Genomic DNA, 21,430 nt, shown 5'->3' with positions numbered 1-21,430 from the left:
AAAACCTTTCGGCGCTTTAATTAATTTAAATACTTAAAATAATTAAATAAACTACGAAAAAGAAAACGTTTGCTTTAATCTGTGAGTAACCAATCGTTTGATTGAAATCATTTTAGGAGGAATGCAAAATGGAAAAGCATATCGAATCCCATGTGGTGAGAAAACAGGTTGAATCGAAAGCAAAAGAAGAGAAGTTGGTTGATCGGTGGATGAAAATCAAAGTTGGTTCGGTTCCATTACCGGTCTACATTGTGCTCGCGACAGTCATTGTAGTCACCGGGCTATTACAACAACTACCTGTCAATATGTTAGGTGGTTTTGCAGTTATTTTAACGTTAGGCTGGTTGTTAGGAACGATTGGTGCCAATATTCCTTTTATCAAGAATTTCGGTGGTCCGGCAATTTTATCTTTATTGATTCCCTCTATTTTGGTTTTCTTCAACTTAGTCAATCCGAATATTCTTGAATCTGCCGATATTTTGATGAAGCAAGCCAATTTTTTATATTTTTATATTGCTTGTCTTGTTTGCGGCAGTATTTTAGGCATGAATCGTAAAATCCTCGTGCAAGGATTGATGCGAATGATCATTCCTATGATGATCGGAATGATCTGCGCAATGGGGGTTGGCACGCTAGTTGGTGTATTATTAGGCTTAGAATGGCAGCACACGCTATTTTTCATTGTTACGCCGGTGTTAGCTGGCGGGATCGGTGAAGGCATCTTGCCTCTATCCCTTGGCTATAGCGCAATCACTGGCTTAGGCAGTGATCAGTTGGTGGCACAATTGATTCCAGCCACCATCATTGGTAATTTCTTTGCAATCATGTGTACCGCATTATTGTCTCGCTGGGGAGAAAAACGGCCAGATCTTTCTGGAGGTGGTCAACTCGTTAAAATAAGTAATGAGGACGATATGGAGGATGCATTAAAAGATGATTCCGGCGCTTTTGATATCAAGAAAATGGGCGCTGGGGTGTTGACTGCTTGTACGCTGTTCATTGCCGGCAGCTTACTGCAGCATTTGACTGGCTTTCCTGGACCAGTGTTGATGATCGTCTTAGCGGCATTTTTGAAATACTTGAATGTGGTCCCAACGGAAACACAACACGGCTCTAAACAATTGTATAAATTTATTTCTGGTAACTTTACGTTTCCATTGATGACCGGGCTTGGGTTGTTGTACATTCCTTTAAAAGATGTTGTGGGCACATTGAGTATCCCTTATTTTCTTGTCGTTATCAGTGTAGTGTTTACGGTAATTGCCACTGGATTTGTCGTTTCTCGTTTTATGAATATGTATCCTATCGAAGCCGCAATTATTTCTGCTTGTCAAAGCGGCATGGGCGGCACAGGTGATGTAGCAATCTTGAGCACTGCCGACCGAATGAATTTGATGCCTTTTGCCCAAGTAGCAACCCGTTTAGGCGGTGCCATCACAGTGATTGCTATGACCGCGATTTTACGAATGATTTTTTAAAAGAGAAGAAAGTGATCAACTATAGGAGGAACCTATCATGTCAGAAGATGTAAAAGAAATCGCTTTGCAACAAGCCAAAGAATATGGCGGAAAATTGGAAGTCGTCTCGAAAGTCGCAATCGAAAATCGACGAGATTTAAGTATTGCCTACACTCCAGGGGTAGCTGCTGTCTCTTCCGCAATTGCAGAAGATAGAAAACTGGCCTATTCATTGACAACTAAGAAAAACACTGTCGCTGTTGTAAGCGATGGTTCCGCAGTGTTAGGACTGGGAAATATTGGACCGGAAGCAGCAATGCCGGTCATGGAAGGGAAAGCCGCTTTATTCAAACGCTTTGCCGATGTCGATGCGATCCCTATCGTGTTAGACACCCAAGACACCGAAGAAATCATTGCGATCGTCAAAGCAATCGCACCAACCTTCGGGGGAATCAATTTAGAAGATATCAGTGCGCCGCGCTGTTTTGAAATCGAGCAGCGGTTGATCGAAGAATGCGGGATTCCGATCTTCCATGATGACCAGCATGGGACGGCCATCGTTGTATTAGCAGCTGCTTTCAATAGTCTGAAATTGATTGGCAAATCGCTGGCAGAAGCCAAAATCGTTGTCAACGGAGGTGGCTCCGCAGGGCTTTCGATTACTCGAAAATTTTTGGCAGCCGGTGCAGAAAATATCATTGTTGTAGATAAGGTGGGAATCTTGAATGAAGAAAATGATCAGTTGCCACCGCATCATGCAGAGATTGCTAAAGTGACAAATCGGGATCATCTTTCCGGAGATTTGCGGACCGCATTGAAAGGGGCCGATATTTTCATTGGTGTTTCCGCTCCGGGGGCATTGAAAAAGGAATGGATCGCTGAGATGGGAGACAAACCTGTGATCTTTGCTATGGCTAATCCAGTTCCGGAAATCTTCCCCGACGAAGCCTTGGCAGGAGGGGCCTATATTGTAGGGACCGGACGTAGTGATTTTCCAAATCAAATCAATAATGTGTTGGCTTTTCCAGGGATTTTCCGTGGAGCTTTAGATGCCCAAGCCCGCAAAATCACCGTTGAGATGCAGATTGCCGCAGCCAAAGGAATTGCCAGCTTGATCCCAGACGAGGAGCTGACGCCAACAAATATTATTCCGGATGCTTTCCAAGAAGGAGTCGCTAAGATTGTGGCAGATTCAGTCAAAGATGCTGTCCTAGCAGAAAGCGTCAATTGACGGTAGCAACATTGGGTTGAAGTCAGTTTTTCATAAAAAAAAGGACTGTGGCATAAGTCATTATCCAACAAGTGAAACCGAACAATAGTCTATTGCGACAGACTCCTACTTTTGCGACGAGGAGTCCCTGCACCGCAGGAGCAATACTAGTTACTGTTCGGAGAATGTTACTTGTCGGAGACTTATGGCACAGCCCTTTTTTTAGGCTACTGTCTGTTTTGGCAAATTATCATAGAAGGCTGCTTTGGTAGCACTGATATAAGGTGTTAACCAAAGGTACCCGATTCCAGCGGTGATAATGGCTAGAATGTGCCAGCCAATAAAACTCAAGTCAAGCAAGAACAGTTTTCCTTTATAGCCCTTCATCAAGCGGCGGCTAGCCGTGATACAAGCCAGAAAATCGGGGCGTGTCCCTGTTTGTTCATAAGTATCGTAATAAATGAAATACGCCTGTGAGTAGGAGTAAGACTTGATGATCCCTGGAATCACAAATAATAATGCCCATAAACTAGTGAAAATCGTTGATAAAATATAGATGACGATGATACCAAGAGCGAACGCTCCGCTAAATCCGCGAAAAACATCAGAAAATGGCCGAATCTCTTGCTTCTTGCCGCGTAACAGATCAAGGAATGTCCAAGAAATCCCTGCTCCGAACAACGCTGCAAAGAGCCCGCCGATCAATCCGCTACCACCGCCGCTACCGCCTGTTGCATTTGACGCTTCATTGATGGATTGACCGTCAAATCCACTTGTTTGGCTTAGTGCCATCAAAGGCAACACGACAACCACCACAAGCACAATAGCAAACGCGATTGAAATCAAAGTCGGAACTAAGCACATCAAGACACTGTCTTTCCAGCGACCGCTGAGCACCGACTTGGCTTCGCTTTTTAGTTGTCCAATCGTTTTCATAAAAACCCTCCTTTCTATTTGTTTAATATGATAGCAAAAGACCATAGATTGTACAAAAAATAGGCTAATGAAAGGAAAGTTTTTTTGAAAAAGAAGAAGAGAATCTGAAAGCTTCTTGCAAATTCCTACCACAACCCTTATCATTAATAGCGTTGCACAGTAAATCGAGTCTATAAAGAAAGTAGGGAAATGAATGTCGCAACCTGCCATTCGTTATCGTCTGATCAAGAAAGAGAAACATACAGGTGCCCGTTTAGGTGAATTGATCACACCGCATGGTACTTTTCCAACCCCCATGTTTATGCCTGTAGGAACGTTAGCTACTGTTAAGACCCTTGCACCGGAAGAATTGAAAGCCATGGGTGCTGGTGTCATTTTAAGTAATACATATCACTTATGGCTGCGACCAGGAGAAGATCTAGTGGCCGAAGCAGGTGGGCTTCACAAATTTATGAATTGGGATCAGCCGATTCTAACTGATTCTGGCGGCTTCCAAGTCTTCTCATTAGCAGATATGCGAAATATCGTTGAAGAAGGTGTTCACTTTAAGAACCATCTAAACGGTTCTAAAATGTTCCTTTCACCGGAAAAAGCCATCGATATCCAAAACAAATTGGGTTCTGATATCATGATGAGTTTTGATGAATGTCCGCCATTTGACGAAAGCTATGATTATGTCAAAAAATCAGTAGAACGGACTTCTCGCTGGGCAGAACGTGGATTAAAAGCCCATGCCAATCCAGATTCTCAAGGACTATTTGGAATCATTCAGGGCGCCGGCTTTGAAGATTTACGGAAACAAAGTGCGCAAGATTTGATCAGCATGGACTTTCCTGGCTATTCGATTGGCGGTCTGTCAGTAGGAGAGCCGAAAGCTGAAATGAATCGCGTCTTGGAATTTACTACACCATGGATTCCTGACCACAAACCACGCTATTTGATGGGGGTGGGCGCTGCGGATTCTCTGATCGATGGCGTGATTCGCGGGGTCGATATGTTTGACTGCGTATTGCCGACTCGAATCGCCCGTAACGGAACGTGTATGACTTCCAAAGGTCGATTAGTTGTGAAGAACGCGCAATTTGCCCGTGATTTCCGACCAATTGATGAAAATTGTGATTGCTACACTTGCAAGAACTATTCACGTGCGTACATTCGTCACTTGATCAAATGTGATGAAACATTCGGTATCCGTTTAACGTCATACCACAATGTTTATTTCTTATTGAATTTGATGAAACAAGTCCGTCAAGCAATCATGGATGACAACTTGTTGGAATTCCGCCAACATTTCTTCGAGGAATATGGCTTCAATAAAGAAAATGCCAAGAATTTCTAATTTAATGTGGTAAAACGGTAGGAATACACGTCAGATTCTGATAAAGTATCTATAGAAAAGTAAAAAAATTGAGGTGAAAAAAATGGCACAATCTTTACCAATGCTCTTTATGCTTGTTGCTTTGGTGGCAATGTGGTTCTTCATGAGCCGTTCACAAAAGAAACAACAACAAGAACGAAAAAACTTATTGGAAAATATGAAAGCTGGAGATCGCGTAGTAACAATTGGCGGACTTCATGGCGTTCTTTCTGAAGTAAATACAGATAAGAACACAGTTGTTCTTGACTGTGAAGGTATTTTCTTGGAATTCGATCGCGCATCAATCCGTACAGTCGTACCTGGTACCGGTGGATCAGTTGCAACTGAAATCGAACCAGCAGATGTTGTTGAGGAAACAAAAACCGAAGACACTGAAAAATAAGTCTTTTCAGTCCGTCTGATAGAATGACCGATAGAAATCAAAGGCAGCAGACTTTGCGGCCTTTGATTTTTTTTGCGTGGGGGGAGTTACTCAGACTTTGGCAGGCTGTTTTAGGTAATCTAAGAAAATCAGGCAAGCGAGCAAAGGAGCAATACTATAAAGTGTTCGGATATGGTTACTTGTAAGAGGCTTTTGTCACAGTCCCTGGTAGACGAAGCATTTCTTTTCTCTAAAACTTGCGAAGTCGAATTTTTCCTAAATAGAAACCCTCTTAACAGGCATTTCTGTTAAGAGGGCTGTTTGATTTTGTAAAAATCATCCGATTACTCGATTGGAATGATTTTCTTCGGTTCTTTGCCGGAATCATCTTTTGGCAAAGTCAATTTAAGAATACCTTCTGAATAGGAGGCTTTGATGTCGTCTTCTTTGACATTTTCCAGTAAATATTGACGACGGACACTTGTTAGACTACGTTCGCTGCGCACCAATTTGCCTTTTTTGTCATCAGTCGTCGTAGCCGACTGATGATGACCAGCAATCGTTAAAATACCATTTTCATAAGTAACTTGGATATTCTCTTTTGGAATACCAGGCAGCTCTGCTTCAACCAGATATTCCGAGTCATTTTCGTGAATATCCGTTTTAATCATGTTCGACTTAAATCCATCAAAAAAGCTGCGACCAAAATCTTCGAAGAAATTAAAAGGTGTCATACTATAGGCATCTGAGCGACGAGGTTCAATCTCATGTGACATAATAATCAATCCTTTCTTTATTTTTCTTTCCAATTATTATTTTAGTCAAAATTAGTCAGTTTTCAAGTATTTTACTCTCTTTTGCCAGATTTGTTGCAAGAAAGTATTTTCCCCTTTATACCGGGAACGACGAAGGCTCAGCAAAGTCGCTTCTTTAGTCGAGAGTCTTTTTTTAGATGACAGTATATACTTTATGATATATACTATAACCGAAAGGAAAGGAGAGCCTTATGCCAATAAGAATAAAACGCTTAGCCGTTGCACTTATTTACGCAGTGTTATCGTCGGTTGCATTGAATATGTTCTGGCTGCCAGGAAATATATATGCCAGTGGAATTACCGGACTTTCACAATTATTGTCGCAACTCTTGCAAGTCCACTTCGGTATCGAGTGGTCGATCCCTTTGTTGGTCTTATTTTTTAATGCGCCGCTGTTAGCGGTTGCATGGTTTAAGATCGATCGTGATTTTACGCTTATGACGGTTTGTACTGTCTTCCTTTCATCTGTTATGATGAAGGTGATCCCAGTTGTCACATTAACTACAGATCCGGTTATCTGCGCTGTTTTTGGCGGATTGCTCCACGGCTTTTCTGTCGGTCTGACTTTGAATGATGATTTCTCCACTGGGGGATTAGATATTTTAGGAATCTTAGTAAAAATGATGACCGGTAAAAGTATCGGCAGTTTCTTCATCTTTTTTAATGTTAGTCTTCAACTCGTTGCCGGCATGATTTTTGGTTGGCCTTACGCTTTTTATAGTGCCATCTCTTTCTTTATCAGTGGTCGGATGGTAGATTACGTGAACCTCAAGCAAAGACGTGTGCAATTGCTTGTAGTAACCGACAAAGCAGAAGGTGTCATTACGACATTGCAATGTGCACTTCAGCGAGGTATCACTGTCATCAACGATGTGGAGGGCGGCTTTGATCATCAACAGAAGAAATTGTTGCTTTTAGTCATCTCCCAAAAAGAATTAAAAACAGTTGAAGGGCTGATTCAATCTGTCGACACCCAAGCTTTTGTTAGTGTGGCTTCCGGTGTGAGTGCGAATCGTCCGTTTTATGAATGGTAGAGTAGAAAGTAGGGAATCAAGTGAAAAAACAAGCAGTTTTCCAGGAAGTAGCAGATAAAATCGCGCAACGCGTCAATGATGGCACCTATGTAACCAGTCAGAAGCTGCCTTCTGATTATGATTTAGCGGAGGAATTTCAATGCAGTCGCCTAACTGTCCGCAAAGCAATCGATCTTCTGATCACTCAAAATATTTTAGTCAAAGAAAAGGGCAAAGGAACGTATGTGATGAAGCAGCCAAAGATCCAAAGTGGATCTGGCGGCTTGCAAAGCTTTACCGAAACAGCCAAAGCCCAAGGGAAAAAGACCCGAACTGAAGTATTACAGGTAGAGACAGTGAAAGAATTACCAACGAAGATCCGCCAGATGTTCGGTAATTATGGCAAAGAACCAATGGTGTATCTGACTCGCTTGCGTTACTTTGATGATGAACCGATGACGGTGGAGAATCTCTATGTATTGAAACGTTATTTGGAAAAAGAGTCCGGCGAAATCACCCAAGACCAGTTAGAATCTTCTTTGTATGAAGTAATCGAAGCCAACATTGAAATTGGTTATTCTCATCAAGAAGTGGAAGCGGTCAAAAGTCCGCCAGATATTGCCAAGCTATTGCATGTCTCAGAAGAGGAACCCATGCTTCTCGTCCATTCGATGACGTATTCTCCTTCTGCAAAACCGATCTTGTTCGATACGTCCTTTTATCGTGCAGATAAATATACCTTTAAAAATACATTGGTACGACAAAAATAAGAGGTGGAAAAAATGGATCAAATCAGTGCAGCGATTGAGAAAAATTGGCCAGACTTTTTAGATTTACTCAAACAGGTCATAGAAGTGCCTAGTGTGAAATCAAACCCTATGCCACAGGCGCCCTATGGTACGGAGACTCGGCGAGTTTTGTCTTTGGTAATGGACAAAAGTGCCGCTTTTGGATTTGAAACAAAGGTGATCGATGATGTGATCGGCTATGCACAGTGGGGAAACGAAGGATCAGACTATATCGGTATCCTGGGACACCTCGATGTGGTGCCTGCTGGCTCAGGCTGGGATTTTCCGCCGTTTGATTTAAGTGAAAAAGATGGCCGCCTTTATGGTCGAGGGATTCTAGACAACAAAGGACCAATCATCAGTTGCCTTTATGGGATGAAATTATTGAAAGAATTGGGACATCAACCGAAAAAAAATCTGCGAATCATTTTCGGTACGGATGAAGAAAGTGGTATGTCGGATGTTCCTCATTATTTGGCCGCAGAACAACCACCTGTGTTCGGATTTACGCCAGATTGTAAGTATCCGGTAGTCTACGGCGAGCGGGGCGTCGTCAATGTAGCCCTTCATTTTCCGCTGCCTGATGATGAATTGCATCAATTTACCTCGTTTCAGGGGGATCAATTCCGAGACCATGTTCCCGATTACTTGAGCGTAGGCGTTGCTGGACAGACGTTTGAAGTCACAGGGAAACGTTCTCCAAGCAATGCTCCTGAATTGGGAGCAAATGCGATTACCCTCATGGCAGCCCAACTGGCTGAGTCGCAAAAAGTTCCGCCAATCGCACAAGCTTATTTTCGTTGGATCTGCCAAAGCTTTCATCAGCAGCATTTTGGAGAAGGGGTTGACTTGGCGTTGGCTGACGAAGATTCTGGTAAATTGATTTTAACACCTGTCGTGATGCAAAAGGCTCCTGAAGGATTGTTGTTGGAAGTTGCCTTTCGCTATCCCGTGTCTGTTTCAGAAACAGACGTGGTGACCCGTTTGCAAAGACAACTGCCTCTCGGTGTCGAACTAGAAGTCATTCGTAGCATTCCCGGATTTTGCCGAGACAAAGAATCAACCGAAATTGCCAAACTGTCCGCCATTTATCAGAAAGTCACCGGCAATGACCCCACGCCAGTCACCACGACAGGGGCAACTTATGCCCGTAAAATGCCGAATATCTTAGCATTTGGTCCGTCTTTTCCAGGTCAAAAAGGGATTGCACACAATAAGAATGAGTACATGGACAGTGCTGATTTGCGGATGAATTTGGAAATCTATATGCGAAGCATCAAAGCATTAACAGAATAAGAATGCGATGAACCCTCAACAATAAAAAATTAATCCGAAACGAGTTTCTTATAAATCGATGAGATTTGAAAGAAACTCGTTTTTTAGTATAGACATAGTAGTATATACCATATAGAATATACTTGAAAGCGCTATAAATGATGGAGGGAAAGATATGTGGGGAATGATCGCAACTTGGCGAATGGCACACGATGGTGTACTGGCAGCCAAAGAAGTTTTAGAAGCACAAGCGTCATGCAAAGATGCAGTAGAAACTGCCATCAAAGCAGTGGAAGATTATCCATTTTATAAATCAGTTGGCTATGGCGGGTTGCCAAATGAACGCGGCATCGTCGAAATGGATGCTGCTTTTATGGATGGTGAAACATTTAAGATTGGCGCCGTTGCAGGGATTACCGATGTTGCCAATCCGATTTCTGTTGCTCGCCGATTGAGTGATGAAAAATTCAATAGCTTTCGAGTAGGGCAAGGGGCTACCGAATATGCAATGCTGGCTGGATTTGAACGAAAGAATATGTTGACCGAACGGGCAAAAAAAATCTGGGAAAAACGATTAGCAGAAATTGCTGCTTCCAATCTCGATCCTTACGATGGCCATGACACGGTTGGCGTTGTCGCTCTCGATACGCAACAGCAAATGGCAGTCGGAACCTCTAGCTCTGGTTTGTTCATGAAAAAACAAGGACGCGTGGGAGATTCCCCACTATCCGGTTCAGGATTTTATGTAGATAGTACAATTGGCGGGGCTGCCGCCACTGGTTTGGGTGAAGACCTGATGAAAGGCTGCCTCTCTTACGAAATCGTCCGTTTGATGGGAGAAGGTCTTTCACCACAGTCCGCTTGTGATCAGGCCGTTTATAGGTTTGAAGAGCGATTGCGTAAACGCTATGGCAAAGCTGGTGCGTTCTCGTTGATTGCTTTAGATAAAAATGGGGCATGGGGGGTGGCCACAAATGTAGAATTTACATTTAGTGTTGCGACAGCAGACCAAGAACCGGCTATTTATATGGCCAATCCTGGTCCAGACCAAACCACGGTGATCACACCGATCACACAAGAGTGGCTTGATGCATACGAAGCACGAATCAAAGCACCAGTATGACGTAAAAAAAGAGGATTGCAAGCTTTGAGCAAAGTCTCGAAAGGAAGAGTGGAATGTTCGATAAATTAGAAAATGTGTTGATGCCGCTTGCGGTAAAGCTAGGGCAGAACAAAATCTTGATCGCAGTGCGGGATGGCTTTTTAATCACGACACCATTAGTGATTGTAGGCTCGATTTTCCTCCTGTTCGCAAATTTTCCGATACCAGGATGGTCAGAGTTTTGGGCAGGAATGTTTGGTACAGGTTGGGAATCGTGGGTCACTCGGGTTTCTGGTTCTGTCTTTAATACAGTGGGTTTCTTTTCCTGTCTAGGAACGGCATATGCTTATGGGAGAGAAAAGAAAACCGATCCCATTCAAGCGGCAGCAGTGGCTGTGATTGCGTTTTTGATTTTAACTCCCAATAAGCTGGTCGTGGAAGGGGTAGCTGATCCTGTTAGCGGACTTTCTTTTGATCACTTAGGAACAAATGGGATTTTTGTCGGTTTGCTCGTCGCAATTATTTCTGTAGAAATCTATGCTTACACAACAAAACGAGGCTGGACCATCAAGATGCCTGATGGGGTTCCACCTGCAGTAACGAAATCCTTTGCTGCACTGATTCCAAGTGCGTTAGTCATGCTCTTATTTTTTGTCATCAATATTTTGTTTGGTCTGACACCTTTTGGCACCGTTCATGATTTTATCTTTAACGTTTTGCAAATGCCATTGAAAGGTGCGGGGAATACATTAACCGCACAGATCATCTATAGTCTAGCCTGTACGATTTTTTGGTTCTTTGGGATCAATGGTCCGGCGGTAGCCAATTCTGTATTCGCGCCGATTCTAAGAATTCTAACGATGGAAAATCTAGATGCTTTTCAAGCCGGTAAAGACTTGCCAAACATCTTTACGGATCCATTTTCGAACTTCTTTACCAACTTTGGCGGCGGCGGTTCTACACTTTCACTTGTGATTATTATGGTCCTGTTCTGTAAATCAAAACGGATCAAAGAACTAGGAAAACTTTCACTGGTTCCCGGGATCTTTGGCATCAATGAACCAATTATTTTTGGTTTGCCTGTCGTATTGAATCCAATCATTATTATTCCTTTTATTGCCGTTCCAGTAGTTAATCTGCTTTTATCGACATTGGTAACGAACTTAGGGATCATTCCTTATACCACCGGCGTATCTTTACCGTGGACGACGCCAATTGGCTTTTCAGGGTATTTGAGTACCGGCAGTTTGATTGCTTCTGTCTGGCAATTGATTCTATTAGCCATTGGTTGTTTGATCTACTATCCATTTATCATGGCATTAGACAAGCAATACCTAAAAGATGAACGGGATGCAGAACAAGCCAAAAGTGAAGAACTGGAATTGTCATTTGACGATATTTCCATCGATCACTTGTTATAGAAGGGGGATCACAATGAAAATAGTCTTTTTACTGGATCAGATTCAAGCCGGCCTGGGTGGCAAAGAACATGGGGATCAGCCATTAGGGGGGCAAAAGACAGCCATTGGTTCTGTCAAAATGTTCGAAAAGTTATTAAAGGAAAAACACATGGAAGTTCTCGCTACGATTTATTGTGGGGATGACTATTATCGAAGTCATGCGCGGGAATCTTCTTTAAAGATTGCCGCCATGGTCCAGAAATTAGGCGCAGATGTTCTACTGTGTGGTCCATGCTTTAATTATGAAAAATATGGGGAAATGGCTGCTGAAGTTGCAAAAGTTGTCGAAGAAAAGGTGCAGATCCCGGCTGTTGCGGCGATGTCTACGGAATGCCAAGAGGTCATCAACCGATTTAAAGAGCAAGTAGATATTGTAAAAATGCCTAAAAAGGGTGGTACTGGACTTACAGAAGCAATGAATGAGATGTTGACACTTTGCCAGTTGAAAGCGGAGAAACAAGACACAGCGGATTACGTGAAGGAACATTGTTATTAAGGAGTGGTAAAGCAGATGGGACAAATGGATCAGCTGGAAAAAGTGGTCAAAACTCCCGGGATTTCCGGAAGAGAAAAAACAATCTCCAAATTATTGAAAGAGTGTTATGCACCTTATTGCGATGAAATCATCTATGACAACCTAGGTTCGATCTATGCCGTCGTTAAATCTGAAAAAGAGAATCCTGCTACTGTTTTAGTGACTGCTCATATGGATGAACTTGGGTTTATTGTCAAAAAAATTGAAGAAAACGGCTTGATTCGCGGACTAATAATGGGGAAAATCGAGCCAAATAGCTTATTGGGACAGGAAGTCCACTTGTACAATCGTCAAGGGAAAACCTTCCCGGGAGTCATTTTAGGACAAAACAAAGCAAACCAAGTACAGGGAAAAGAGGACGTTTTACTAGATTTTGGCTTTTCTTCAAAAACGGAAGCCTTGTCAGAAGAAGTTTCTTTGGGGGATATGGTGACCTTTGCCCCAAAATTCACTGTCAGCAAAAATGGGAAGGAATGGATCGCCCATAATTGGAATGGTCGGATTTCTGTTAACCAAACGATTAATCTGTTGCATCAAATTTATGAAAATCAACTCAGCTTTCCTTTCGATTTATATGTCGGATGTACGGTTCAGGAGCAAGTTGGTGCCAGAGGGGCTCAAACAGCAGCGAATTTGGTTGCACCAGACCTAACGATCATTTTAGATACAAATCGAGCTTGGGATTATCAAGAAGATGCTGGCGATAGCCAAGGCGAGCTCTCCAAAGGGGTTTTATTGACGTATTATGATCCATCCGTTTTGCCCAATAGGTTACCGATGGAAGAATTAAGAAAAATCTGTGAAGAGGCAGCGTTACCTTATCAATATTATTTCTCATTAGAAGACTCAGACGGTGCTTGGTTCAACAAATTACGGACAGGATGTCCCGTCTTATTTATGAACATGCCTGTAAGAAATATGAACACCGCAGCTCAAGTTGTTTCGCAAGAAGATTATGAAACAGTCAGTCAAGCCCTCTATCTTTTTCTGAAAGAGTTAGACGAAGCAGCGATTGTTTCATTCAAAGAAGAAAACCGCTAGGAGACGATCCCTATGAGAGCTGTAGACTTAGAAATCCTAAAAGAATTAAGTGAAGCCGATGGTATCGGCGGACGAGAAAAAGAAGTATCCAGAATCGTGAAGAAATATGCAGAAGGAGCAGTTGACGCTTGTTTCTATGACAACCTTGGTTCATTGATCTTAGTAAAAAAGAGTTCTAAAGCGAATGCGCCCAAAGTGATGTTGTCAGCCCACATGGACGAAGTCGGTTTCGTGGTACGGCAAATTACCAAAGAAGGCTATTTGAAACTCTTACCGGTAGGCGGCTGGTGGGGACACGTCATGCCTGCACAAGAAATGCGTGTCACGACGATGGAAGGCAAGAAATACACAGGGGTCATTGGAAGCCGTGCGCCCCACGGGATGCCGCCGGAAGAAAAGAATAAAGTGATCCCGGCAAATGAGTTTTATTTAGATATGGGAGTTCCGTCAGCTGAATACATTCGCCAGTTAGGAATAAACATTGGCGACATGGTGACACCTAAGACCGCCTTTCGTGAAATGAATGATCCGAATTACTTGCTAGGGAAAGCGTGGGATGACCGAGTTTGTGTGGGGGTCTGCATTGAGATCATGAAAGCTTTAGCCAAAGAAGAGCTAGCTGTTGATGTTTATTTTGCGGCAACGACTCAAGAAGAAGTCGGAATACGTGGTGCCCGCACAGCTGCCCATAGCATTAAGCCCGATTTGGCGATTGCATTAGATGTTACCACGGCTGTAGACACACCCTTTGATCAAGGGGGATTAGAGCTAGGAAAAGGGCCCGTACTTTCCGTTTTGGATTCTTTGACGATCGGCAATAGCGAACTGCTTGCCAAAATGGAGGAGATTGCAACGGCACAAAAATTGTCTTATCGCCATGACTTCATGACTGTTGGTGGAACAGATGCTTGCAATATCCACAAAGCAATGACAGGTGTCGTCGCCATGACAGTCTCGATTCCAACAAGATATATGCATTCCTCGAGATTGATCATTCATAAACAGGATTGCCTGCAAACCATCCTTTTATTGAGCGAATTTTTGAAAAAGCTTTCCTCCGAGGAGATACGCTCTTTCAAAATTTGGGAATAGGATGTTATTGTTCCTCTTCGTGGATACAAAGCTAAATTCAGTTCCAGTAAATACTTAGAATCGATTTATTTGAAAGACAATCAAATAAATCGGTTTTTTTTCTTGAAAAAGCAAGGTACGATCACTGATTGCTCAATAAAGCACATGAACTTCCCATTCGATAAAAAACGTTTTAAAATAACTTGAGGTCTTGTAAACGGTTGATTTAACTTATTTTTAAAAACTGTGAAAAAAATCACAAAAATTGTTTACAAATAAAAAGAGATGTTGTATGATGTGTATGTGAAGTAATTAACAAATAAATTGTTAACGAACTAGGAGGATTACAATGGCTAAGACATTGGAAAAAGAAGTAACAATTGATGTACAAGCAATGATCGATGATCTTGCAAAAAAAGCAAACGTGGCCTTAAAAGAAATGGAAAACTTTGATCAAGAGAAAGTTGACCATATCGTACACGAAATGGCAATGGCAGCCTTAGACAAACATATGCCACTTGCGAAAATGGCAGTTGAAGAAACTGGACGCGGAATCTACGAAGATAAAGCAATCAAAAATATGTATGCTTCAGAATATATTTGGAATAGCATCAAACATGACAAAACAGTTGGCGTGATCAATGAAGACAAACAAAAAGGTTTGATCGAAATTGCTGAACCAGTTGGGGTTGTCTGTGGGGTAACACCAACAACTAACCCAACATCAACAACGATCTTCAAAGCGATGATCGCGTTGAAAACCCGTAACCCAATCGTCTTTGCTTTCCATCCATCTGCTCAAAAATGTTCAGCAGAAGCAGCACGGATCGTTCGTGATGCAGCGATCGCAGCTGGTGCGCCAGAAAACTGTGTGCAATGGATCGAACATCCATCAATCGAAGCAACAGGTTTATTGATGAATCACCCAGGGATCGCCATCGTATTGGCAACTGGTGGTGCAGGCATGGTCAAAGCCGCATACTCAACAGGAAAACCAGCTCTAGGTGTAGGACCAGGTAACGTTCCTTCTTACATTGAAAAAACTGCAAAAATCAAACGCGCCGTCAACGACTTGATCGTTTCAAAAACATTTGATAACGGAATGATTTGTGCTTCTGAACAAGCAGTGATCGTTGATAAAGAAGTCTACGCAGCCGTTAAAGCAGAATTTGAAGCCCATCAAGTATATGTGGTAAAACCAAAAGAATTGCAAAAACTTGAAGATGCAGTGATGAATGAAGGCAAATATGCTGTAAATCCAGCAATCGTTGGTCATTCAGCAATGGATATCGCTAAACTAGCAGGTATCAAAGTGCCAGAAGGTACAAAATTATTGATTGCAGAACTAGATGGCGTGGGTGCAGATTACCCATTATCTCGCGAAAAACTTTCTCCAGTTCTAGCGATGATCAAAGCAAACAACACAGAAGATGCTTTCCAAAAATGTGAAGCGATGCTTGATTTAGGTGGATTAGGACATACAGCGGTTATCCACACAGAAAATGAAGACTTGCAATTGGCATTTGGCCTACGCATGAAAGCTTGCCGTATCTTGGTGAACACACCATCTGCTGAAGGTGGTATCGGTAATATTTACAATGAAATGATCCCTTCATTGACACTTGGTTGTGGTTCATACGGAAAGAACTCTGTTTCTCGTAATGTTTCTGCTGTGAACTTGATCAACGTTAAAACTGTAGCGAAACGGAGAAATAATATGCAATGGTTTAAATTACCGCCAAAAATCTTCTTTGAAAAGAACTCTCTATTGTACTTAGAGAAAATGGAAAATGTTGAACGTGTCATGATCGTTTGTGACCCAGGAATGGTTCAATTCGGCTACTGCGATACCGTTCGCGAAGTTCTAGCTCGTCGTAAAAATGATGTCAAAATCGAAGTCTTCTCAGATGTAGAACCAAACCCATCAACAAATACGGTTTACGCTGGTACGAAGATGATGGTTGATTTCAAACCAGATACAGTGATCGCCCTTGGTGGTGGATCTGCAATGGATGCTGCGAAAGGCATGTGGATGTTCTATGAACACCCAGATACATCTTTCTTTGGCGCAAAACAAAAATTCTTGGATATTCGTAAACGGACATACAAGATCGACAAACCAGAAAAAACACAATTTGTATGTATCCCAACAACTTCTGGTACAGGTTCTGAAGTAACTCCTTTTGCGGTTATCACAGATAGCGATACGCACGTGAAATACCCATTAGCTGATTACGCGTTGACACCAGATGTAGCAATCGTTGACCCTCAATTTGTTATGTCAGTCCCTGCATCTGTTACAGCAGACACAGGTATGGATGTATTGACCCATGCGATTGAATCTTATGTTTCAGTAATGGCTTCTGACTACACTCGTGGGTTGAGTCTACAAGCAATCAAATTAGTCTTTGACTATTTAGAAAAATCAGTGAAAACACCAGACATGGAATCTCGCGAAAAAATGCATAATGCCTCAACAATGGCAGGTATGGCCTTCGCCAATGCATTCCTAGGTATTTGTCACTCAGTTGCTCACAAAATTGGGGGAGAATATGGTATTCCTCACGGACGTACCAATGCGATTCTTTTACCGCATATCATCCGTTACAATGCCAAAGATCCTCAAAAGCATGCAATGTTCCCTAAATATGATTTCTTCCGTGCTGACACAGATTACGCAGACATCGCGAAATTCTTAGGTCTTAAAGGAGAAACAACTGCGGAACTAGTGGAAGCTTTAGCAACTGCCGTTTATGATTTGGGTAGAAAAGTTGGTATCGATATGAACTTGAAAGCACAAGGCGTGACTCAAGAAGTATTGGATTCAACTGTAGATCGTATGGCTGAATTGGCTTACGAAGACCAATGTACAACAGCTAACCCTAAAGAACCATTGATTTCTGAATTGAAACAAATCATTGTGGATGCTTATAACGGCTAAGCAATGAATACACCAATCCCCTCGGTATCTTAGCTGCCGAGGGGATATTTGTTGTATGCCTAATTTAAAAAAGTAGCTATAGCGGAGCTTATTTAAACCAAGGAAGCTCTCCTATTGTTACCCAGTCGTTTTGTTGCCACTGGTGGATTTCTTCAAAGCAAGCAACCGCCTCATCTGGCTGTTCTAAAAAAACAAGATCGATTTTTTGATTGTGAAGCAACTTGCGACAAAGCGCATAAGTAGCTTCAGCAAAACCGGCAGCACCGATAGAACCAGCTACCCCATTTTTCTTATGATTGTACAAATAGAAAATGTCTGCTTCTTCAATGCTTTTGTAAAAATGAGTAAACAAAGAAGGAAATTCTTTTGATAAATCAGCGGTTGGCTTGGGATAGTTTAGAATCTGATATCCTTTTTCTGTCAGGTTTTCAGCGAGTTCCTGCAACTCTGATTGAAAGTGAAGACTTCCGGAAAGAACAATTTTTTTCATGAGTTCACCCCTGTTTATTAAAGTGAAAGGTTTGAAATGATTAATAAGTGTAATGTTAAAACAAGTAGGTTGATTATTCAATAGCATAAGGTACAGTGGTTGCTTTTTTAGCTACAAACTATTTTGAAAAATAGAGCAACGACTTCTTGACGAAGCAAAGGAAAAACATGACAATATTACTAGGAGGTGGTACCGATGAACACAGAAACATTGGTATTCGAATTACTCGTTCAACAAAAACAATTGGAAGCGTTACAAAAACGATTGATACAAACATCAATCAGCGAAGATGAAGCGAGCCAAACGTTTCTTTTTGACTTAAAAGATTATGCCGATAGTTTGTCTTTAGTAACAACTTATGAAACGGCATCAACGTTAGAAGAAAGTCAAGTGGAAGAAATATCAGCTATTCTGGGAGATCAATCTCAAATACTTCGAGAGTTGATCCAGCAGTTGGAAAAACTTGAGGATAATGGGAAGAAGGATTTCTATGGTCAACAAGAGGGGGAGTTGCGACGAACGATCGCTGGATTAAAAGGGATCCTTGAATTAAATGGATTGCTTTTACAAGATAATCTTACGTTTCAGAGAAAATGGAAGGACGCTGGTAGCACAGTGGCAGTCAAAGAACCAACGTCCGAAAAAACGGGCTTTCTACAACGTCTATTTGGCAAAAAGAAATAGATTCAGTTTTTGATTTCAACCGTTTGATGTTTGAAAAGGAGAAAGATGGAAAAACATATTCAGTTAAAAGCAATCACCCAAGAAAACCTCAAGGAACTTTGGTCGATCAGCTATGGACCTAAGGCAGATTTAGAATGGAAGAAATGGGATGGTCCTTATTTTCAAGATCCTGTGTTGACTTGGGAAGAATTTCGAATGGGGTTTGGCGCTAGCTGTATCGATAATCCGTTGCGCAAAGCGATCATTTATCAAGGAAGAGTCGTGGGGATCGCTACCGCTTATTGGGAAGACAACAACTTACAGCAATGGCTGGAGTTCGGTATAGCCATCTATGACGCTTCCCTTTGGAATCAAGGCATCGGCAGTCAAGCAATTCGGCAGTGGATCCATGATTTGTTTGAAGCAGAGCCTCATATCCAGCGTGTCGGTTACACCACGTGGTCCGGTAATCACCGGATGATGAAACTAGGAGAAAAGCTAGGCATGACCAAAGAAGCCCAGATCCGCAAAGTTCGCTATTGGGAAGGGCACTATTATGATTCCGTAAAATATGGTGTACTTCGAGAAGAATGGCAAAGAATGCAGAGTAGAATGGGTGTTTCCAATAAAAGGGATCACTAATTCCGTTAATTGATATTGTCAATCTAGTTTGTTATGACCAAATAAAATCAAAAGAAGCAAAACATCAGTCCAGCGGGAGAGTATCCTGTTTGGACTTTTTTGCTGTGAAAGAATTGTTGGAAAAAAAGATGATTATTTGGCAGTGATAAGGGAAAGAAATGGTGGTGTTTCTTCGTAAAGTATTCTTTTGAATTTTTTTATTTTCCATAAATAGAAAAGGACAGTTCATCAACCATTTAATGAGAAAGATAACAATATTTTTCTTTGAGAAATTTTGGTTAAATTTTTTTGTCAATGAATAGGCTCAGATGGGCTGCTTATTTTTAACAAATGAAATGGCGTAAATGGGGTGTGAAAGCGACTATAGGGGCGTGTTATATTTCAATATAAGTTATAATTTTACTATTTCAAAATTTTCGTATAATATGAAAATAGTTAGAAAATGATTAGAAAAAAGAGATGATAATTAGCTTAAAAGGAGATTAACATGAAACGCAAAATATTTGGGTATGTATCTGTATTTGTCTTGTTCCAGTCGTCACTTGCTTCCCCATTCCTAACGGTATTGGCAGAGGAAGAGAATTATCTGCCACAGTCTGATAGCGCTCAAGAATCTTCCGCGGATTCAGTTGCGAAGGATACTGAATCTTCCACAACTGTTTCTTCGTCTGAAGAAACAACTTCTGAAAGTGAATCTGCGACAGAAACAACAGGAACAACAGGAACTACGCTTCCTGCCACATCCTCTACTGAAAAAGAGGATGAAACGAGTGAATCCACAGATTCTAATCCACAAGTACATCCGAGAACATTTGCTGATGCCAATGATGCGAATGCGGACGACCTTTCTAGTTGGTTACCAGATCCTACTTTGCAGTCAATTGTGGCAAATGCATTAGGAATCGAAGTATCAGAAATCACCAAAGAAAAAATCAGTAAAATGAAGACAATCTATATCTATTCGACTGATGCAGCTCTTGCTGATTTAACCGGTTTGGAATATGCTACAAGCCTGTCTTCCTTTTACATGAACGGAACCAATCAGATTTCTGATTTCTCGGTGTTAACTAAGATAAATAGTTTAGTCTATGCTTATTTAATGGGGGCTAATGTTACAGACGACAATGTTCCTGATTTTGGGGATAATCTTACTAGGCTGAATCTTTCTTCGGCTAATGTAACGAATGCTGTTTATCCGAAAATTCTTAAAATGAATAATTTAGAATCACTTACTTTTGAATCGAATATGAATATTACCACGATTGCGCCATTGGCTTCATTGCCGAATTTAAATGAATTGCGTATTCAATTTTGTGGGGTCAGTGATTTTACTGTGATCAACAATTTTCCTGTCTTAGAAAACCTTGCGGCTCATGGTCAAAATACCGGGAGACTTGATGAAGTGACTAACTTATCGGCTAAGGTATTGAATTATGACAGTACCACGGAGTCATTTTTTGTTCCATTTTCGATTATGCCAAACCGACTCACAAATTTTGACGGATATGTGCCGCCATTCACAACATCGAACAGCCAGAGTCAAACGTACTTTGATTTGAATGGTGTTCAGCTTCCTTCTTCTCAATTAACGATTACCGATCAAGGAATCACAGTCTCTGGTATTACACCAGAAGCGTTTGAAGACATTCAAACCATGGAATACAATTGTTTTGTAAACAATCCTGCTGGAACGTACGCGCAACCTGATGGCTATAGTTTTTATTCGATTTCTTCAGGCACCTATTTGCACCAATTTGCTCTCAAACATCATGAGACAGCTGCAGATTTCACGGTGGAATATGTGGATACCGATGGCAATGAGATCCATGCCTCACAAGCAATCTCAGGAAATGTAGGCGATACTTATGATGCCACGACGGATACGTACAAACTGTCAATTACCGGTTATACATTAGATGCTACGCAGTTGCCAACAAATGGCACGGGAACATTGAGTGACCAAGCGCAAACCGTGACGTACGTGTATACGAAAGATCCTGTACCAGCTGTCGACGTAACGGTGGAATATGTGGATATCGATGGCAACGAGATTCATGCACCACAAGCAATCTCAGGGAATATTGGCGATACTTATGATGCCACGACAGATGCGTACAAATTGTCCATTACCGGTTATACAATAGACGATACGCAGTTGCCAACAAATGGCACGGGAACATTGAGTGATCAAGCGCAAACCGTGACGTATGTGTATACGAAACATCCTGTACCAGCTGTCGACGTAACAGTGG

Annotated in this window: 19 protein-coding genes; 16 read left to right on the top strand and 3 right to left on the bottom strand. The window is 41.7% G+C overall.

Annotated features, from left to right (window positions below):
- Positions 1 to 209: 209 nt before the first annotated feature.
- The gene (locus Q0A12_RS15170) at positions 210 to 1,478 is read left to right on the top strand and encodes a 2-hydroxycarboxylate transporter family protein (RefSeq protein ID WP_291293480.1); all 1,269 of its coding nucleotides are present in this window, start codon (positions 210 to 212) and stop codon (positions 1,476 to 1,478) included.
- 37 nt (positions 1,479 to 1,515) lie between these two features.
- Positions 1,516 to 2,688 carry an NADP-dependent malic enzyme gene (locus Q0A12_RS15165; RefSeq protein WP_291293464.1) on the top strand — a complete coding sequence of 391 codons (1,173 nt, stop codon included), beginning with the start codon at positions 1,516 to 1,518 and terminating at the stop codon, positions 2,686 to 2,688.
- 201 nt (positions 2,689 to 2,889) lie between these two features.
- Here Q0A12_RS15165 and Q0A12_RS15160 read toward each other — a convergent pair whose 3' ends face one another.
- Positions 2,890 to 3,603: a DUF975 family protein gene (locus Q0A12_RS15160; protein ID WP_291293463.1), complete on the bottom strand. Its 714-nt coding sequence runs from the start codon at positions 3,601 to 3,603 to the stop codon at positions 2,890 to 2,892.
- A 193-nt stretch (positions 3,604 to 3,796) separates the two neighbouring features.
- Between Q0A12_RS15160 and tgt the strand changes: the two genes are divergently transcribed.
- A complete protein-coding gene (gene tgt / locus Q0A12_RS15155; protein ID WP_060813158.1) occupies positions 3,797 to 4,942 on the top strand; it encodes a tRNA guanosine(34) transglycosylase Tgt in 1,146 nt (381 codons plus the stop codon).
- 82 nt (positions 4,943 to 5,024) lie between these two features.
- Positions 5,025 to 5,363: a preprotein translocase subunit YajC gene (gene yajC / locus Q0A12_RS15150; RefSeq protein WP_291293462.1), complete on the top strand. Its 339-nt coding sequence runs from the start codon at positions 5,025 to 5,027 to the stop codon at positions 5,361 to 5,363.
- 323 nt (positions 5,364 to 5,686) lie between these two features.
- On the opposite strand, the gene Q0A12_RS15145 is transcribed toward yajC, so the two are convergent.
- Positions 5,687 to 6,118, bottom strand: coding sequence for an Hsp20/alpha crystallin family protein (locus Q0A12_RS15145; protein ID WP_291293461.1), 432 nt, complete (start codon positions 6,116 to 6,118; stop codon positions 5,687 to 5,689).
- A 230-nt stretch (positions 6,119 to 6,348) separates the two neighbouring features.
- Between Q0A12_RS15145 and Q0A12_RS15140 the strand changes: the two genes are divergently transcribed.
- From Q0A12_RS15140 to adhE, 9 genes are all read left to right on the top strand, one after another.
- Entirely contained in the window at positions 6,349 to 7,191 is an 843-nt protein-coding gene (locus Q0A12_RS15140; RefSeq protein WP_291293460.1) for a YitT family protein, read from the top strand.
- A gap of 20 nt (positions 7,192 to 7,211) precedes the next feature.
- Positions 7,212 to 7,940, top strand: a complete 729-nt coding sequence (locus tag Q0A12_RS15135) for a GntR family transcriptional regulator, LSA1692 subfamily (protein ID WP_060813156.1) — start codon at positions 7,212 to 7,214, stop codon at positions 7,938 to 7,940.
- Between the two features lie 12 nt (positions 7,941 to 7,952).
- Positions 7,953 to 9,254 (top strand): Sapep family Mn(2+)-dependent dipeptidase, encoded by a 1,302-nt coding sequence (locus Q0A12_RS15130; protein ID WP_291293459.1) that lies wholly within the window; start codon positions 7,953 to 7,955, stop codon positions 9,252 to 9,254.
- Between the two features lie 154 nt (positions 9,255 to 9,408).
- The gene (locus tag Q0A12_RS15125) at positions 9,409 to 10,356 is read left to right on the top strand and encodes a N(4)-(beta-N-acetylglucosaminyl)-L-asparaginase (RefSeq protein ID WP_291293458.1); all 948 of its coding nucleotides are present in this window, start codon (positions 9,409 to 9,411) and stop codon (positions 10,354 to 10,356) included.
- 53 nt (positions 10,357 to 10,409) lie between these two features.
- Complete coding sequence (locus Q0A12_RS15120; RefSeq protein ID WP_291293457.1) at positions 10,410 to 11,756, top strand: PTS sugar transporter subunit IIC; 1,347 nt, start codon at positions 10,410 to 10,412, stop codon at positions 11,754 to 11,756.
- 13 nt (positions 11,757 to 11,769) lie between these two features.
- Complete coding sequence (locus Q0A12_RS15115; RefSeq protein ID WP_291293456.1) at positions 11,770 to 12,291, top strand: GrdB-related putative oxidoreductase; 522 nt, start codon at positions 11,770 to 11,772, stop codon at positions 12,289 to 12,291.
- Positions 12,292 to 12,306: 15 nt separating this feature from the next.
- On the top strand, positions 12,307 to 13,371 hold the full coding sequence (locus tag Q0A12_RS15110) for a M42 family peptidase (RefSeq protein WP_291293455.1): 1,065 nt from the start codon (positions 12,307 to 12,309) through the stop codon (positions 13,369 to 13,371).
- 12 nt (positions 13,372 to 13,383) lie between these two features.
- The gene (locus Q0A12_RS15105) at positions 13,384 to 14,463 is read left to right on the top strand and encodes a M42 family metallopeptidase (protein ID WP_291293454.1); all 1,080 of its coding nucleotides are present in this window, start codon (positions 13,384 to 13,386) and stop codon (positions 14,461 to 14,463) included.
- A gap of 328 nt (positions 14,464 to 14,791) precedes the next feature.
- Positions 14,792 to 17,383: a bifunctional acetaldehyde-CoA/alcohol dehydrogenase gene (adhE, locus tag Q0A12_RS15100; RefSeq protein WP_291293453.1), complete on the top strand. Its 2,592-nt coding sequence runs from the start codon at positions 14,792 to 14,794 to the stop codon at positions 17,381 to 17,383.
- A gap of 88 nt (positions 17,384 to 17,471) precedes the next feature.
- Here the strand turns inward: adhE and Q0A12_RS15095 are convergent, their stop codons facing one another.
- Positions 17,472 to 17,873, bottom strand: a complete 402-nt coding sequence (locus Q0A12_RS15095) for a hypothetical protein (RefSeq protein ID WP_291293452.1) — start codon at positions 17,871 to 17,873, stop codon at positions 17,472 to 17,474.
- A gap of 195 nt (positions 17,874 to 18,068) precedes the next feature.
- Here Q0A12_RS15095 and Q0A12_RS15090 point away from each other — a divergent pair, with 195 nt between their 5' ends.
- The 3 genes from Q0A12_RS15090 to Q0A12_RS15080 all read left to right on the top strand — a co-directional run.
- A complete protein-coding gene (locus tag Q0A12_RS15090) occupies positions 18,069 to 18,557 on the top strand; it encodes a hypothetical protein (protein WP_291293451.1) in 489 nt (162 codons plus the stop codon).
- A gap of 45 nt (positions 18,558 to 18,602) precedes the next feature.
- Positions 18,603 to 19,178, top strand: coding sequence for a GNAT family protein (locus Q0A12_RS15085; protein WP_291293450.1), 576 nt, complete (start codon positions 18,603 to 18,605; stop codon positions 19,176 to 19,178).
- Between the two features lie 487 nt (positions 19,179 to 19,665).
- A partial coding sequence (locus Q0A12_RS15080; RefSeq protein ID WP_291293449.1) for a MucBP domain-containing protein occupies positions 19,666 to 21,430 on the top strand: 1,765 nt, incomplete at its 3' end.

Source organism: Enterococcus sp. (assembly GCF_022711995.1).
GTDB lineage: Bacteria > Bacillota > Bacilli > Lactobacillales > Enterococcaceae > Enterococcus_D.
Note: the sequence above shows the minus strand (reverse complement) of the source record. Positions and strands in the feature narration are given on the sequence as shown.